The organism is Pseudomonas sp. LBUM1653 (assembly GCF_059716115.1).
Genome location: NZ_CP166803.1, coordinates 274,923 through 290,651 on the forward strand (window position 1 = coordinate 274,923; position 15,729 = coordinate 290,651).

At 57.2% G+C, this 15,729-nt stretch carries 13 protein-coding genes and 1 pseudogene; 11 read left to right on the forward strand and 3 right to left on the reverse strand.

Translation table 11 applies throughout. From position 1 onward, the window contains the following. Positions 1 to 14: 14 nt before the first annotated feature. From ACA054_RS01300 to ACA054_RS01315, 4 genes are all read left to right on the forward strand, one after another. Complete coding sequence (locus tag ACA054_RS01300) at positions 15 to 2,927, forward strand: aminotransferase (RefSeq protein WP_497687857.1); 2,913 nt, start codon at positions 15 to 17, stop codon at positions 2,925 to 2,927. Positions 2,928 to 3,192: 265 nt separating this feature from the next. After that, positions 3,193 to 4,071: an N-carbamoylputrescine amidase gene (aguB, locus tag ACA054_RS01305; protein WP_497687858.1), complete on the forward strand. Its 879-nt coding sequence runs from the start codon at positions 3,193 to 3,195 to the stop codon at positions 4,069 to 4,071. A 5-nt stretch (positions 4,072 to 4,076) separates the two neighbouring features. Continuing rightward, positions 4,077 to 5,183: an agmatine deiminase gene (gene aguA / locus ACA054_RS01310; protein WP_497687859.1), complete on the forward strand. Its 1,107-nt coding sequence runs from the start codon at positions 4,077 to 4,079 to the stop codon at positions 5,181 to 5,183. A gap of 245 nt (positions 5,184 to 5,428) precedes the next feature. Then, complete coding sequence (locus tag ACA054_RS01315) at positions 5,429 to 5,641, forward strand: hypothetical protein (RefSeq protein ID WP_497687860.1); 213 nt, start codon at positions 5,429 to 5,431, stop codon at positions 5,639 to 5,641. A 194-nt stretch (positions 5,642 to 5,835) separates the two neighbouring features. Here ACA054_RS01315 and ACA054_RS01320 read toward each other — a convergent pair whose 3' ends face one another. Then, positions 5,836 to 7,929 (reverse strand): TonB-dependent receptor, encoded by a 2,094-nt coding sequence (locus tag ACA054_RS01320; protein WP_497687861.1) that lies wholly within the window; start codon positions 7,927 to 7,929, stop codon positions 5,836 to 5,838. A 443-nt stretch (positions 7,930 to 8,372) separates the two neighbouring features. Here ACA054_RS01320 and ACA054_RS01325 point away from each other — a divergent pair, with 443 nt between their 5' ends. From ACA054_RS01325 to tnpC, 6 genes and pseudogenes are all read left to right on the forward strand, one after another. Beyond that, positions 8,373 to 9,659, forward strand: coding sequence for an OprD family porin (locus tag ACA054_RS01325; RefSeq protein WP_497687862.1), 1,287 nt, complete (start codon positions 8,373 to 8,375; stop codon positions 9,657 to 9,659). A 320-nt stretch (positions 9,660 to 9,979) separates the two neighbouring features. Further along, positions 9,980 to 10,483, forward strand: a complete 504-nt coding sequence (locus ACA054_RS01330) for a PBECR2 nuclease fold domain-containing protein (protein ID WP_497687863.1) — start codon at positions 9,980 to 9,982, stop codon at positions 10,481 to 10,483. Positions 10,484 to 10,890: 407 nt separating this feature from the next. Then, positions 10,891 to 10,992: pseudogene (locus tag ACA054_RS01335) on the forward strand (tautomerase family protein); the annotation flags it as partial. Positions 10,993 to 11,096: 104 nt separating this feature from the next. Further along, on the forward strand, positions 11,097 to 11,420 hold the full coding sequence (gene tnpA, locus ACA054_RS01340; protein ID WP_497687864.1) for an IS66-like element accessory protein TnpA: 324 nt from the start codon (positions 11,097 to 11,099) through the stop codon (positions 11,418 to 11,420). Next, complete coding sequence (gene tnpB / locus ACA054_RS01345) at positions 11,417 to 11,752, forward strand: IS66 family insertion sequence element accessory protein TnpB (protein WP_497687865.1); 336 nt, start codon at positions 11,417 to 11,419, stop codon at positions 11,750 to 11,752. Before tnpA ends, tnpB begins: the two co-directional genes overlap by 4 nt. A gap of 49 nt (positions 11,753 to 11,801) precedes the next feature. Continuing rightward, the gene (gene tnpC, locus ACA054_RS01350; RefSeq protein WP_497690226.1) at positions 11,802 to 13,340 is read left to right on the forward strand and encodes an IS66 family transposase; all 1,539 of its coding nucleotides are present in this window, start codon (positions 11,802 to 11,804) and stop codon (positions 13,338 to 13,340) included. 27 nt (positions 13,341 to 13,367) lie between these two features. Here tnpC and ACA054_RS01355 read toward each other — a convergent pair whose 3' ends face one another. Both ACA054_RS01355 and ACA054_RS01360 read right to left on the reverse strand, forming a co-directional pair. Beyond that, the gene (locus ACA054_RS01355) at positions 13,368 to 13,712 is read right to left on the reverse strand and encodes an antibiotic biosynthesis monooxygenase family protein (RefSeq protein ID WP_003230353.1); all 345 of its coding nucleotides are present in this window, start codon (positions 13,710 to 13,712) and stop codon (positions 13,368 to 13,370) included. Next, complete coding sequence (locus tag ACA054_RS01360) at positions 13,709 to 14,869, reverse strand: cytochrome P450 (protein WP_497687866.1); 1,161 nt, start codon at positions 14,867 to 14,869, stop codon at positions 13,709 to 13,711. The genes ACA054_RS01355 and ACA054_RS01360 overlap by 4 nt, the downstream gene beginning before the upstream one ends. Positions 14,870 to 14,943: 74 nt before the next feature. Here ACA054_RS01360 and ACA054_RS01365 point away from each other — a divergent pair, with 74 nt between their 5' ends. Then, a complete protein-coding gene (locus ACA054_RS01365) occupies positions 14,944 to 15,714 on the forward strand; it encodes an ArsR/SmtB family transcription factor (protein WP_497687867.1) in 771 nt (256 codons plus the stop codon). Positions 15,715 to 15,729 lie beyond the last annotated feature (15 nt).

The window sequence follows — 15,729 nt, forward strand, 5'->3', positions numbered from 1 at the left end:
TCAGGGGTCGTTGTATGCCGCTCGCCACGTTGATTCATCGCGCCAGTTTGCCCAGTCCGCAAGTGTCTGCGGAGCAAGCGCTTGAGTTGTTGCAGGCGCATTACGGGTTCGGCGGAACGTTGCAGGCCCTTGGCAGCCAGCAGGATTTGAACTACCGCGTCGACAGCGACCAAGGCCGTTTTGTCCTGAAAATCTGCCGGGGCGACTATTCGGCGCTGGAGCTGCAAGCCCAGCATGCCGGGCTCAAGCATCTGGCTGAACATCCTGACGTGCACGTGCCGCGGGTGATTGTGGCGAAAAACGCTGCGGACCTGTTGTCCCTGGAGGTCGCTGGCCAAGCGGTGCATGTGCGTTTGCTGGATTACATCGAGGGGCAGTCCCTGACGCACCTCGAACATTTCAATCGCACGGTGGTGGCCGGTTTCGGGCGGCTGTGCGGTGAAATGGACCTGGCATTGGCGAATTTTGACCATCCGGGGCTGATACGAACTCTGCAGTGGGACGCACGCCACGCCCACGCACTGATCGCGCATTTGCTACCGGTCATCAAGGATGAAACCCAGCGCCGACTGATCGTTGAAGCGTCGGAGCAGGCCGAGCGCCATTTGTTGCCGCTGCAAGACAAGTTGCCTGTGCAAGCCATTCACATGGACATCACCGACGACAACGTGGTGTGGCAGCGAGATGCGCAACGCCATTGGCAACTGCAAGGTGTGATCGATTTCGGCGACTTGATCCGTACCTGGCGCATTACCGATCTGTCGGTGACCTGTGCAGCGTTGCTGCACCATGGTGAAGGCGATCCCTTCTGCATTTTGCCAGCGGTGCAGGCGTATCACGCGGTCAATCCGCTGCAGCATGAAGAACTGCTGGCGCTGTGGCCGCTGATCGTCGCCCGCGCGGCGGTATTGGTGCTCAGTGGCGAACAGCAGGTCAGCATTGATCCGGGCAATACCTATAGCCGCGATAATCTGGTCCACGAGTGGGAAATCTTTCGTGTGGCCACATCGGTGCCGTTGGCGCTGATGGAAGCGGCCATCCTGTCGGCAGTCGGGCAGAACCTGCCTGCCATTGGCAGCGAAGGCTTCGCGCCGCTGCTGCCGAGCCTGGTGGGGCGTGAGTTTGCGTTGATCGACCTCGGCGTTCTCAGCCCGCATTTCGAGGCCGGTAACTGGGAGCAGGAAGGCATCGATCAGCGCCTGTTGGACGAAGCCGAAGCCGCCCACGGCCTGGCGGCCAGTCGTTATGGGCAATACCGTTTGTCCCGCACGCGCCCGGACACTGCCGGCGAGCCGGACACCTGTCCCTTGCACGTCGAGTTGCGCGTGCCCCACGGCACGGCAGTCGAAGCGCCGTTTGCCGGGGTGGTGCACCAGCCGATGCCCGGGTTGCTGCAACTGGACGGTCCGCAACTGAGTGTGCGGTTGTGGGGTGTCACGCCATCGCTGCACAGCGGCGCGGCGCTGGTAAAGGGCCAGGTGCTGGGCTCGGTCAGCGGGCCGTTGATCGTGCAGCTGTGCCGAGGGGCGTCGTTTACCGCGCCGTTGTTTTGCACACCTTCACGTGCTGGCGCCTGGCAGGCGTTGTGCCCGTCGCCGGCAACACTGCTGGGGCTGGCTTGCGATGCGCAGGAGGAACTCGATTCACAGACCTTGCTTGCCCGTCGCGACGCCAGTTTCGCCCGCACGCAAAAACACTATTACGTCGACCCGCCGCGTATCGAACGCGGCTGGCGCAACCACCTGATCGACATGCAAGGCCGCTCTTACCTCGACATGCTCAACAACGTCGCGGTACTCGGCCACGGCCATCCGCGCATGGCGGCGGTTGCCAGTCGTCAGTGGTCGTTGCTCAACACCAACTCGCGGTTCAACTACGCGGCCGTGGCCGAGTTCTCCGAGCGCCTGCTGAAATTGTCACCAGAGGGCATGGATCGGGTGTTCCTGGTCAACAGCGGCAGCGAGGCCAACGACCTGGCCATTCGCCTGGCGTGGGCCCACAGCGGCGGGCGCGACATGCTCAGTGTACTGGAGGCCTATCACGGCTGGACGGTAGGCGCGGATGCGGTATCGACTTCGATCGCCGACAACCCCAAGGCCCTGAGCAGCCGCCCGGACTGGGTGCACCCGGTGACCGCGCCAAACACCTATCGCGGCGAATTTCGCGGCCCTGAAAGCACGCCGGACTACGTGCGCAGCGTCGAACACAACCTGGCGAAAATCGCCGGGCAAAAGCGTCAACTGGCCGGTTTCATTTGCGAGCCGGTGTATGGCAATGCCGGTGGCATCTCGCTGCCGCCGGGTTACTTGCAGCAGGTTTACGCAATGGTCCGCGCCCAAGGCGGCGTGTGCATCGCCGACGAAGTACAAGTGGGTTACGGGCGCATGGGGCATTTCTTCTGGGGATTTGAAGAGCAGGGCGTGGTACCGGACATCATCACCATGGCCAAGGGCATGGGTAACGGCCAGCCACTGGGCGCGGTGATCACCCGCCGGGAAATCGCCGAAGCGCTGGAGGCCGAGGGGTATTTCTTCTCGTCCGCCGGTGGCAGCCCGGTCAGTTGCCAGATCGGTATGGCGGTGCTGGATGTGATGGAAGAGGAAAAGCTCTGGGAAAACGCTCAGGTCGTCGGCGGGTACTTCAAGGAGCGACTTGAAGCGCTGATCGATATTCATCCGTTGGTCGGCGCCGTGCATGGTTCAGGGTTTTATCTGGGGGTGGAGTTGATCCGCAACCGTGAAACCCTGGAGCCAGCCACCGAAGAAACCACCGCGTTGTGCGATCGCTTGCGCGAACTGGGCATCTTCATGCAACCGACTGGCGATTACTTGAACGTGCTGAAGATCAAACCGCCGATGGTCACCTCGCGCCAGAGCGTGGATTTCTTTGTGGAAATGCTCTCGAAGGTGCTCGCGGAGGGTCTCTAAACGCATATCCCTGTGGGAGCGAGCTTGCTCGCGATGAGGCCGTGTCAGTCACAGATTTTTTTGATTGAAAGACCGCTATCGCGAGCAAGCTCGCTCCCACAGGATTTGTGGTGTTAATCCGATTGATATCGGGTTTAAGTGAGTATTTTAAGACGAAAGGCATATTATTCGCTTTGAAAGCCGATTTTTATCGGATATAAAGACGCCAATGCCAGGGCGCGGATGAACCATGCCCGACCGTCAAGCACTTGCCCGGAGATGATTCATGAGCCGTAACGTTACCGTCGCCGCCACTCAGATGGCCTGTTCCTGGGACCTTGAAGGCAATATCGAAGTCGCTGAAAGGCTGGTCCGCGAAGCCGCCGCCAAAGGCGCGCAGATCATCCTGATCCAGGAACTGTTCGAAGCGCCGTACTTCTGCCAGAAGCCGAATCCGGATTACCTGCAACTGGCGACGACGGTGGAAGACAACGTTGCCATCAAGCACTTCCAGAAAATCGCCAAGGAACTGCAAGTAGTGCTGCCGATCAGCTTCTACGAACTGGCGGGCCGCGCACGTTTCAACAGCATCGCGATCATCGATGCCGACGGCAGCAACCTCGGGATTTATCGTAAAAGCCACATTCCGGATGGCCCTGGCTATCACGAGAAGTACTACTTCAATCCGGGCGATACCGGCTTCAAGGTGTGGAACACCCGTTACGCGAAAATCGGCGTGGGCATCTGCTGGGACCAGTGGTTCCCTGAGGCCGCTCGCAGCATGGCGCTGCAAGGCGCGGAAATCCTTTTCTACCCGACCGCCATCGGCAGCGAGCCGCACGACAAGACCATTTCGTCCCGTGATCACTGGCAACGCGTGCAACAGGGCCACGCCGGCGCTAACCTGATGCCGCTGGTCGCCAGTAACCGCATCGGCAACGAAGAACAAGACGGCTACGACATTACCTTCTATGGTTCGTCGTTCATCGCCAACCAGTTCGGCGAGAAGGTGCAGGAACTCAACGAAACCGAAGAAGGCGTTCTGGTTCACACCTTCGACCTCGACCAACTGGAACACATCCGTAGCGCGTGGGGCTCGTTCCGTGACCGTCGTCCGAACCTGTACAGCGCGCTGAAAACCCTCGACGGTTCCCTGGAGTCCTGATCGACATGACCACTTTGAGCAGCACCCCTCGCGCAGACGGCTTCTACATGCCGGCCGAGTGGGCACCACAAACCCAGACCTGGATGATCTGGCCCGAGCGTCCGGACAACTGGCGCCTGGGCGGCAAACCGGCGCAAGCCGCGCACGTGGCGGTGGCCAAGGCCATCGCCCGTTTCGAACCGGTGACCGTGGCGGTGTCCGCCGGCCAATACGAAAACGCCCGTGCCCGCCTGGACGTACCGAATATCCGCGTTGTCGAGATGTCCAGCGACGACGCCTGGGTTCGGGACACTGGCCCGACGTTCGTCATCAACAACAGCGGCGAAGTCCGGGGCGTGAACTGGGACTTCAACTCGTGGGGCGGTTTTGACGGTGGCCTGTATTCGCCGTGGAACCGTGACTCGCAGGTGGGCGGCAAGATCCTCGAGATCGAGCGCAGCCAGCGTTACCGCACCGAGGGCTTCGTGCTCGAAGGCGGTTCGATCCATGTCGATGGCGAAGGTACGCTGATCACCACCGAAGAATGCCTGCTCAACCGCAATCGCAACCCGCACATGAACCGTGCGGAAATCGAAGCGGTGCTCAGCGCCAATCTGGCTGTGGATAAAATCATCTGGCTGCCGGACGGATTGTTCAACGACGAAACCGACGGCCATGTGGATAACTTCTGCTGCTACGTGCGTCCGGGTGAAGTGCTGTTGGCCTGGACAGACGACCCGCAGGACCCGAACTACCCGCGCTGCCAGGCCGCCATGAACGTGCTGCAAAGTAGCACCGACGCCAAGGGACGCCCGTTCACGGTGCACAAGATGCCGATCCCGGGACCGCTGTACGCCACCGAGGAAGAATGCGCCGGTGTCGATCCGGTGGACGGGACTCAGGAACGTAACCCGACCGTTCGTCTGGCCGGCTCTTACGTGAATTTCCTGATCGTCAACGGCGGCATCATTGCCCCGAGCTTCGATGATCCGTTGGACGGCCCGGCCAAGGAAATTCTGCAGGCGCTGTTCCCACAGCACGAAGTGGTGATGGTTCCTGGCCGCGAACTGTTACTGGGAGGCGGTAACATTCACTGCCTTACCCAACAACAGCCAGCGTCGCACAAAGAGTGAGTGCAGTTGTAACAGCTTGAGTTAACAGCAAAATATTTCAGGCCAGCGCTTTCACTCGCCGTGCCACAAGCAAGCCCGCAGCCCTTCAGGATTGCGGGCTTTTTTGTATCCGTCGGTCGGCAAATGAGAGCCATTGGCATAGCTCTTGTATCTGTCATGGGGTAAACGGGGAGGGGGAGAGCTTCGATGTTCTGTCATAAACCTTGGATAAGTTAGCCGCTCAAAAACCAGGAGAGAGCGTTGAAATGAACGCCGAAGTGAATGTGGCAAGCGAGCGGGCGTTGCATCCCCTGGCGGTAAACAGCGAATCGCTGCAGATCCTGGCGCACTGGTTCAAGTCCAATGGAACGTGTCAGATCGCAGAAAGTGATCCGCGCCGGACGATGATCGAGCGCTACCCCGCTGGTTTATTCAGCGAGGCGGAACTGGATGCGTTGTGGGATGTGATGGAAGGATAAGAAGAACGACAACGGATTGATGAAGAAAAAGCGCTGCCGGGATGGCAGCGCTTTTTTGTGGGCGAAAGTTTTACGTCACTGTTGTCCACTGTGGGAGCGAGCTTGCTCGCGATGAGGGAGTGTCAGTCACAATTTTCTTGCATGACACACCGCCATCGCGAGCAAGCTCGCGCCCACTGGTTTTTGCGGTGTGTCTAGAAGCTGTAGGTGCCTGTAACGACCACGCTACGCGGCTCACCCGGTTGAATCTGCGCCGCACTGGTGGCCGACTCGTAGTACGTCTTGTCGCTGATATTATTCAGCGCCGCGCGCAAATCCCAATCCTTCTGCCTGAAGCCGGCCAAGGCATCCCAGCGCCCATAACCCGGCAGCACGGTGGTGTTGAGGTTGTCGGCATAACGATCGCCGACCAGGGTCAAACCGGTTTCGGCGTACCAGCCCATTTCCGGTTTCCAAGTCAGGAACAGGCTGCCGTTACGCTTGGCCACGTTGCTGATGCGATTACCTTCAAAGCCATTGTTGTCTTTCTCGATCGTTGCGTCCTGAAGACCTACGCCGCCGCGCACATACCAGTTGCCGGCGATCTTGCCGGCGGCAGTGAGTTCGATCCCGCGCGAACGTTGCATACCGGTCAGCAAGGTAATCGTCGGGTTGTTCGGATCGCTGGTACGGCGGTTGTAGAGTTCCAGCTCGTAGATCGCCAGCGTGGTGCTCAGGCGATCGTCCAGCCAGTCGCTTTTCACGCCGATTTCTTTCTGCTTGGTCAGCTCGGGGCTCAGGTCGTTGGTGTTGCCGACCGCACCCGGGGTAATACCGATCAAACCACCACCGACTGGCGAAAACGTCTTCGACCAGGAGGCATAGAAGGAATGATTCTGCAGCGGCGTCCACACCAGTCCTACGCGAGGGCTGGTGCTGTGACTGTCACGGTCTTCGGAAATGTCCCGCAGCTTGTTGGTCGACTCGATGTCAAACGTGTCGTAACGCAAACCGGCGAGCAGTTGCCATTGATCGTTCAGTTGCAGCTGATCCTGCACATACACCGCACGGCTTTCGACCTCGGTGTGCGAACTGCTGGAGACCTGCATGCGTCCGGTGTGGCGCAAATCCCGATTAGGGTTGTTCAGGTCCAGCGACGGCACCGGTGAACTGCCTGCCCCTGCGGTGGCGGCGGTGTACAAGGTCGGATCGCGGCGCTGGCTGCCGATCTCGATGCCGGTCAGCAGGCGATGCTCCAGGCCGAAGGTATCGAAACCGCCTTCCAGCTCAACGTTGTTGTAGACGTTACGGGTGGTCAGGTCTTGTTGCCAGTGCTGGCGCGTGACCTGGTTGGTGGTCGGGTTGTAGCCGGTCAGGTAGGTGTTGTCGAAATCGCTGTTGAGCTTGAACACGCCGAGGGTCTGGCGCAATTGCCAGTTATCGCTGAGCTCATAGGTGAGTCTGGAGCGCAGGGATTGCGACTTGTCGTCGATGAAATCGTGCTCGCTGCCGTAGGTCGTGTCGCGTCCGACGTCTGCCGGGCGGCCGTTGACCCCGGGGACGCCGCGATCCGGCGTACGGTTGTAACGGCTGTATTCGTACTGCACCAGCCAGTTCAGGTCCGGTGTCAGTTGCCAGGTCATCGAGGGCGCGAACAACTGGCGATTGCCACTCACACCATCGCGGAAACTGTTCTGGTCCATGTTGCCCATGTTCAGGCGCAGGCTGATGTTCTCGGATGGATCGGTGCTGAGGTCGGCATACAGGCTGCGCAAGTCATCGCTGCCGCCCTGGGCTTCGAGGGTCGAGCGGCGACCGAACTCCGGCAGTTTGCTCACCCGGTTGACGATCCCGCCTTGGCTGCCACGGCCGTACAACACGGCGGCCGGGCCTTTGAGCACGTCGATGCGTTCGATGTTGTGCAAGTCGCGCACGTATTGGCTGTCGTCGCGGATGCCATCGAGATAGAAATCGTTGCTGGCGTCAAAGCCACGGATGCGCAAGCTGTCGAAGCGGGTGTCGGCGCCGCTGCTGACGTTGGGGATGCCACTTAGTGCGGTGCCCAGATCGTTGGTACCGTAATCGAAAACGTTGGCGGTCTTGATCGAGTCGATGGCTTGAGGCACGTAGCGCACCGGTGTGTTGGTGCGGGTCGCGGTGTTGGTTTCCTTCACGCGCGGGTCATCGGCCTCGGCTTCGGCACTGATGGATGTGGCAGGTAAGGTGGTAGGGGCAGCGTAGGAGAAACCGGCAGATATCAGAGCAGAAAGCCCGAGGCTGAAGGGCGTAAGGCGAAAAGGGACAGGCATTGAAGAACGCATCCGTAGGAATTTTCGGGGTGCAACAAGAGCGGCGCGAATGATAATGCTTGCTATTTACTTGTGTTAATTATTCCTGAGCTGCGTCTCTGTTTGATTGTTTCCAATTGTGTCGCAATTGTTACTACTAACTTTTCGACGTCATTCGATTACATCACGACTGGGCGCCATTTGAGTTTTCCTGCCAAGTAAACTCATTTCTTAGACGAATTTCGCCTAGTTACAGACGATTCATGAAATTGACATATCGTTAAGGCCGCAGCTACGATCCGGCCCAACGCCTGTGGCAGACCGCCATGACCCTAAAATAATAAAAAGGCCCGCCGCGAGTGATCGTGGGCGGGCCTTTTTGTTTGCGGCATGAAAAAAGAGCGCGATAGCGCCGTTTCGGCCGTTCTACACAGCGCGTTTCAACCGGTAATAAGGAAAACAACATGTTGAACAAGCGAATCAGCCTGATCGCTCTGGGGATTTTGAGCGCTACACAGGCCATGGCTAACGACCAGGCCGAATCCAAGGGATTTGTTGAAGACAGCAGCCTCAAAGTGCTGCTGCGCAATGCCTACATGAACCGTGACTACAAAGACGGCAACCCGGACAAGTCCGAGTGGGGCCAAGCGGCCATCGGTACGTTCTCGTCCGGCTTCACCCAAGGCACCATCGGTGTGGGTGTGGATGCCTTTGGTCTGTACGCGCTCAATCTGGAGCGCAATGAAGACCGCAGCGGCGCCCAAGGCATCGATTTTTTCAAAAAGGGTGCCAGCGGCGAACCGGCTGACGACCTGGCCAAAGGTGGCGCAGCGGTCAAATTCCGTCTGTCCAGCACAACGCTGACCTACGGCGACCAAATGCCGGTCCTGCCGGTACTGAGCTACGACAACGGTCGTCTGCTGCCGGAAAGCTACACCGGTACCCTGATCACCTCCAAGGAGATCAAGGGCCTGGAACTGAACGCCGGTCGCTTCACCGCCGAATCGCGCAAAAGCGCCGAAGGCCGCGACAGCGGTGGCTTGAAGTCGATCAACGTGTTGGGCGGTAGCTACCAGTTCACCGAACAATTCAAGGCCGCGTTGTACGCCTCCGACGTCGAAGACGTGCTGAAGAAGCAATACGTGAACGCCAACTACGTGTTCCCGATCGACAAGGATCAGTCCCTGACACTGGACTTCAACGGCTATCGCACCAAGCTGGAAGATTCCTACGTTCGCGACAACAACATCACCGGCGACGACAACAAGATCTGGAGCCTGGCAGCCACCTTCGCCACGGGCCCGCACTCGTTCACCCTGGCTCACCAGCGCAGCACTGGCGACAGCAATCTGGGCTACGCCTACGGCGGCTACCAGAAAGATCAAAACCGCGTCGGCGACGGTGGCAACACCATCTACCTGGCCAACTCCTACTGGTCCGACTTCAACGCCGAAGACGAACGCAGCTGGCAACTGGGCTATGGCCTGGACTTCAGCACCTTCGGTGTCCCGGGCCTGAGCTACAACTTCGCCTACGTACGCGGTGACAACATCACCACCTCCACCAGCGAAGGCGGCACAGAGCGCGAGATCTTCAACCAGTTCAAGTACGTCGTGCAGAGCGGCCCGGCCAAAGACCTGAGCATCAAGCTGCGCAGCTCGATCCTGCGCGTGTCGCAGAAGTCGAGCGAGTACAACGTCAGCGGTAACGAAGTGCGTGTGTTCGTGGATTACCCGATCAACGTTTTCTGATGATGGGTTGCGGTATTGAGGTCTGATTCAAGGCTGAGAACAAAGAAGCCCCGACTGGTTCGGGGCTTTTCTTTGTCATTCAAAAACTACATGTCGCCAAAACTCGATTTCGGGAACACGTCTTAAGCACGTGTCGTCCGCAGCGACATATTCCAAGGACGTGTCGCAAAAAGTGAAAAATTGCGACACGTGTGAACCGAAACGAAAGGGGATGTCCTGCAAGATTGTCGGAAGTCTCTGAAAGGAAAAGAGGAACCAGCTGATTTTTCGTGGGACCTCGGGCGGTTGAAATAGCGGTTCACGTCAACCGAGATAGGCAAATGGATGTTCCAGGGGTAAAGGAGGCTCCTGATCAAGAAAATTGGAAGGATCTTGGCTTGCCTGATCTGCGCGATATTCCAATTCTCCTCGAAGGCAGGATCGTTCGAGAGCTATGCAGCGCGATCGATTTCCGCTCTGCTCTGGAACAAGTCGCGCAGGGGTTTGGATTGTATGAAGGGGCTAACGCGGTCTTGATCGAAACGCCATATGTACCTGTGATGGTTCGGCGTGAGCATCTTTCTCACATCGTAGAAAAACGACCAAATGCCCGAGAGCGTTTCACTGAGTTTGCTGTCGATACAGTGCGCAACCCATTAGAAATCTGGCGGGTTTCCTACAGCGATGGTTCCTATCGTCTCGCTTTCATTGGTGCATACAACACAAAATACCAAATGCTGGTAATCGTCCATGTTGACCTTGGATACGTACTTTGGAATTTCATGAACTGTGACAAAAAGGCGTTGAACAAGCATCGGCATGGAAATTTGGTATATCACCGATAACTCATCCAAAAGTAAAAAAGCAGCCTGATAGGCTGCTTTTTCTGGAAGGTTGCTTGATATTTTGCTCCCTCAAGCGGGGGAGAAGAGGTCTCACCCGAGCGCTGATTTTCAGGTAATCAACGGGGTTCCTAACGCCGACTATTGCCACCTGAAGGCAGTCGGTTTCGCGCTCTTGCGAGGATTCTCGGCCAACGACGGTGCTTATGTCAACCAGGCTTGAGCGACGCGCTGAGGTTTGTAAAGCGGCGAAGTAACCGCCAGGGACGATTCAATGGTGCGCAATAATAATTACACCACGTAACTAATGATGTTCCCGCCCCCACCTTTATCCCCTCCAGCGAACTCCCTACATTGAGCTCCAACGCCTCTCCCATCATCCCGACGGGAAGGTCACTGGAGTTTCCCTCATGCCTTTTGTAAGCGTACGCATCACCCGCGATGGCGTTACCACTGAGCAGAAAGCTCAGGTGATCGCCGAGATCACTGAAACACTGGAACGCGTCCTCAACAGTATGCGTCCGGCCAAGTCATCTACCCAACCCTGCAAAGCCCAGACATGGTGTGCACTTAAATTCAAGTGGGCACCAGTTCTAGCCTTTTAAGCGGGTATTTCATGCAGCCAACACGCCGTTCCTATTCCAAATCCTTCAAGGCCCAGGTCATTCAAGAGTGCGCCCAGCCCGGCGCTTCGATTGCCAGCATCGCGCTCAGCAACCGCCTTAACGCAAACCTCGTCCACAAATGGATTCGGTTGCAGGCGCAGAAAAGCACGGCGCAGACACCTGCATTCATCCCATTGCCTATGCAAACAACAGCGCACCTATCTTCATCGAATATCAGCGTTGAGATTCTGCACCCACGCGGCACCGTCAAAGTAAATTGGCCAACCGATAGTGCTGCTGCCTGCGCCGCTTTCCTTCGAGACCTGGTGCGATGATCCGCATCGACGCCATCTGGCTAGCCACTGAGCCCATGGATATGCGCGCCGGCACTGAAACGGCGTTGGCCAGGGTGATCGCGGTGTTCGGTGCGGCGAAGCCGCACTGCGCCTATCTGTTTGCCAATCGCCGCGCGACTCGGATGAAAGTGCTGGTGCACGATGGGATTGGCGTCTGGCTGGCTGCACGGCGCTTGAACCAAGGTAAATTTCATTGGCCAGGCGTTCGTCAAGGTAGTGAAGTGCAGTTGGATACCGAGCAACTTCAGGCCTTGGTGCTTGGTCTACCTTGGCAACGTGTTGGAGCTGGCGGTGCAATCACGCTGCTTTGAACGTCTTGGCTTGCTGTCGCAAGGGGCCTGCTTTGGTAAAATCCAAGGCATGACTTCCTCGCCCAATCTCGATCAAATGAATCCCGACCAATTGCGTGCATTCGCTGCGCAGTTGCTGTCGCAAGTCGAGACCATGGGCAAGAAGATCAACCGCGATCAAACGGTGATCGATAAGCTGACCCACGAGATCGCACAACTCAAGCGTTTGAAGTTTGCCAAGCGCAGCGAGCAGATGAATCCTGAGCAGGCCAGCCTGCTTGATGACCTGATCGATACCGATATCGCGGCGATTGAGGCCGAGCTTCAAGCCTTGCAAATAGAACCTGCGGCGACCGAGCAAAAGAAGCAGAAGCCCAAGCGCACGGCATTGCCGGCAGAATTCCCACGCACGTTGATCCATCACGAACCGGACAACACCCACTGCCTATGCGGCTGCGCACTTAAGCGCATAGGTGAAGATATCAGCGAAAAGCTGGACTACACGCCGGGCGTGTTTACCGTCGAGCGCCATGTTCGTGGCAAGTGGGTTTGCGATGACTGCGAAACGTTGATCCAGGCACCCGTACCGGCGCAGGTCATCGACAAGGGCATCCCGACTGCCGGGTTACTTGCCCACGTCATGATCGCGAAGTTCGCTGATCATCTTCCGCTTTACCGTCAGGAATCGATTTTTGGTCGAGCTGGCTTGGCCATCCCACGTTCAACATTGGCTCAATGGGTTGGCACGACTGGCGTGCAGTTACAGCCGCTGGTCGATGCACTGCGCGACGTAGTGCTCGGGCAGCAGGTCATCCACGCCGACGAAACACCGGTACAGATGCTCGCTCCAGGCTCGAAGAAAACCCACCGCTCTTATGTTTGGGCCTACGCCACCAGCCAGTTCTGCGAAACAGCGGCAGTGGTTTACGACTTCAGCCCCAGCCGTGCCGGTGAGCATGCTCGCAACTTCCTGCGAGGCTGGAAGGGCAATTTGGTCTGCGATGATTTTGGTGGCTACAAGGCCAGCTTCGAACTCGGGGTGACGGAGATCGGCTGCATGGCCCATGCGCGGCGCAAGTTCTTCGAACTGCATGCCACGAACAAAAGCACGCTCGCCGAACAAGCTCTTCGCTATATCCAATTGCTTTACGAAATAGAGAGTGAAGTCCGCGACCTGGAGCCAGATTCACGGCAACGAATACGGCAAGAAAAAGCCGTACCGGTGATGGAAAGGCTGCATGCCTGGATGATCGGCCAGCGCGATCTCGTGCCTGAAGGTTCGGCCATCAGCAGAGCCCTGGATTACAGCTTGAAACGATGGGCAGCGCTATCGCGCTACCTTGATGACGGGGCCGTACCCATTGACAACAATTGGGCCGAGAACCAAATCCGACCGTGGGCTCTTGGACGCAAGAACTGGCTATTTGCAGGATCGCTACGCAGCGGCAAACGGGCGGCAGCGATCATGAGTTTAATCCAGTCTGCACGGCTCAACAGGCATGATCCGTATGCCTATTTGAAGGATGTACTCACGCGTCTGCCAACTCAGCGCGCAAGTGAGATTGCAGATTTACTGCCACATAACTGGCTTCCGCCACGGAGCCGTTGAAATGGAAAAGATCACAAAGCAGTTCTTTCATTCATGAGCTTGTTTGCTATCGCTCGGCGCTTGATCACGATCCTCAAGACTATAATCTCGAACTACTTGGGCGATGCGCAGGTGATAGTCATCGAAAACCTGCCTACGGCCTGCTAATTGGGCCGAACGATGTAGCTCAAGGCCGCGCCACCGCTTAATAGCTTCCTCGTCACGCCAAAATGACAGTGAGAGAACCTTTCCTGGTTCACTTAGGCTTTGGAAACGCTCAACTGAGATGAAACCATCCAGCTCTGCTAGCAATGGTTTCAGTTCAGCGGCAAGGTCAAGATACCGCTGGTATTGCTCCTCATGAGGCCATGCTTCAAAGATAACTGCGATCATTGCTGAGTTTCCCGATCACGATAAAAATGAGGGATGCGACCATTAAGGGAGGGCAAATAACTCCACCGATAAGGACGAGCAGATGAGGCTGGTTGTCGATGCAGCCATGCCAAAATCGCCTCAGAGGCGATAGTCAATGCAAGTTGCTGGCCTGGACATTGATGTCTTCCTGAGCCGAAGCTGAAGGTTCGTCGTTGCGTTCGTTTGACCAAGAGTCTATCGGGGTCTGGGTTCGCGTAGGGATCCCTATTGGCTGAAGCGAGCAACACTAGAACGGTATCACCCGCCTCCAAGACGCTGCCCCCGATAGTGCATCGCTTCGCAACGAATCGCCGGGTGTTTTGCACGGGCGAGTCGTAGCGCGCTACCTCTTCCACCAAGTCTGCAACGAGCATCTGCGTAGGTTGCATGTCTTTAATCAGATCAGGGTTACGATGGAGCGCTACAAGGGTATTGCCGATCAGGCCTGCGGTGGCTTCGCAGGTCTGTGACAACAGGCCGATCAGGTTAGCGATCAATGCATCATGATCTCTCCAGGCGGTGGCTTCGCATCCGCTCCAGATATGGCTCAAGAAGCGGCTACTTTCATCGTCGTTACTCAGCAGCGCGCTGAATAATTGACTAAGTCGAGTGGCCCCGGAATTAGCTTCACCGAGTTGAATTTCGTCGCTTAACGGCGACAGGCAGGCGACAAAATCCCGTGTCAGCCTCGCTACTTCCTGTAGCCGGCTGGATGGAAGGCCTATCAAGGCGGCAATAACGGAAACCGGTAACGTGAACATCAACTCATCTAGGTTTTCGACCGGGTTATCGAGGGTCTCGACCACACGTGACACGATGTCTGCGATGCTATCTGTCTCGACAGAGGCCAAGGCAGGTTCGATAGCCATCCTGGGGCACAGGTGCTGCGGGCCCTCGTTCATGCGCATCAAACGACCGAAAATCATTCCTGCCACGCCTTGCGCAATCGCGGGAGGAATCGGCTCGTTTAGCGGACGCACCCGACAGTCGGGATGCCCCAGAATGGCTTCGACAACTTTGGCACTACTTGCAATCCATAAACGAAGGTCTGCATCGAATAGCAGGCCGTTTTGTCGCCTGAGACCTGAGTAATAAACGTAGGGATCAGTATGGGTAGCTGCTTCAAAAGGCGTCATTCCGGAAGTCCTGTTCACAAAGAACGGCTACTATCGAACATCCTCCATGGTGACGATTCGCTCAGGAACGAAATATGGATGCTCGAAGCAATGACACCGCGATTTCTCGGGTAGCCGGCGCTATTGCCGAACCAGCGAGGACGAAAATGCTTTGTTCGCTGATGGACGGCCACGCCCGTACCAGTACCGAAATGGCCGTCATCGCCGACGTGAGTGCATCCACGGCGAGCGCGCATTTGACAAGACTAAAAGAGGACGGATTGGTAAGGTTGCACACGCAGGGCAGGCATCGCTACTACAGTCTGGCTGACGCGCAAGTGGCCCAGGCTATTGAGGCCCTCATGGTGATCAGCCAAAACGCAGATACACGATATGTGTCCACGACCCCAACCCGATTGCAGTTCGCGCGTACCTGTTATGACCACATGGCAGGAACACTGGCTGTACAACTGCATGACCATTTCATGGAGTCAGGCTGGTTAACCGTGCCGGTTTCTGGGGAGCGTATGTATCAGCTCACGATGAGCGGCGAAAAAGCCATGACCGATCTCGGTATCGAGATAGAAAAAGTAAGGGCACAACGGCGTCGTTTCGCGTGCTCCTGCCTGGACTGGAGCATGCGGCGCCCTCATCTTGCCGGAGCACTCGGAGCGGCTTTTCTACAGACGGTCATAAGCCGCAAGTGGGTTATCCAAGACCTTGATAGTCGGGCACTCGCATTGACATCCAAGGGACGAAAGGAGCTGTCTGGCCGATTCGGGATCATGCTGGAAAACAAAGAGATGGAGAGATCAGTAGTGCGGAATGCGACACGTCCCGCCGAGCCGGCTTTGCCGGCACGATAATTACTAATCCCTTCA

Coding starts and splice junctions, on each gene's coding strand:
- ACA054_RS01300 (WP_497687857.1), top strand. CDS start 15: ATGCCGCTCGCCACGTTGATTCATCGCGCCAGTTTGCCCAGTCCGCAA.
- aguB (WP_497687858.1), top strand. CDS start 3,193: ATGAGCCGTAACGTTACCGTCGCCGCCACTCAGATGGCCTGTTCCTGG.
- aguA (WP_497687859.1), top strand. CDS start 4,077: ATGACCACTTTGAGCAGCACCCCTCGCGCAGACGGCTTCTACATGCCG.
- ACA054_RS01315 (WP_497687860.1), top strand. CDS start 5,429: ATGAACGCCGAAGTGAATGTGGCAAGCGAGCGGGCGTTGCATCCCCTG.
- ACA054_RS01320 (WP_497687861.1), bottom strand. CDS start 7,929: ATGCCTGTCCCTTTTCGCCTTACGCCCTTCAGCCTCGGGCTTTCTGCT.
- ACA054_RS01325 (WP_497687862.1), top strand. CDS start 8,373: ATGTTGAACAAGCGAATCAGCCTGATCGCTCTGGGGATTTTGAGCGCT.
- ACA054_RS01330 (WP_497687863.1), top strand. CDS start 9,980: ATGGATGTTCCAGGGGTAAAGGAGGCTCCTGATCAAGAAAATTGGAAG.
- tnpA (WP_497687864.1), top strand. CDS start 11,097: ATGCAGCCAACACGCCGTTCCTATTCCAAATCCTTCAAGGCCCAGGTC.
- tnpB (WP_497687865.1), top strand. CDS start 11,417: ATGATCCGCATCGACGCCATCTGGCTAGCCACTGAGCCCATGGATATG.
- tnpC (WP_497690226.1), top strand. CDS start 11,802: ATGACTTCCTCGCCCAATCTCGATCAAATGAATCCCGACCAATTGCGT.
- ACA054_RS01355 (WP_003230353.1), bottom strand. CDS start 13,712: ATGATCGCAGTTATCTTTGAAGCATGGCCTCATGAGGAGCAATACCAG.
- ACA054_RS01360 (WP_497687866.1), bottom strand. CDS start 14,869: ATGACGCCTTTTGAAGCAGCTACCCATACTGATCCCTACGTTTATTAC.
- ACA054_RS01365 (WP_497687867.1), top strand. CDS start 14,944: ATGGATGCTCGAAGCAATGACACCGCGATTTCTCGGGTAGCCGGCGCT.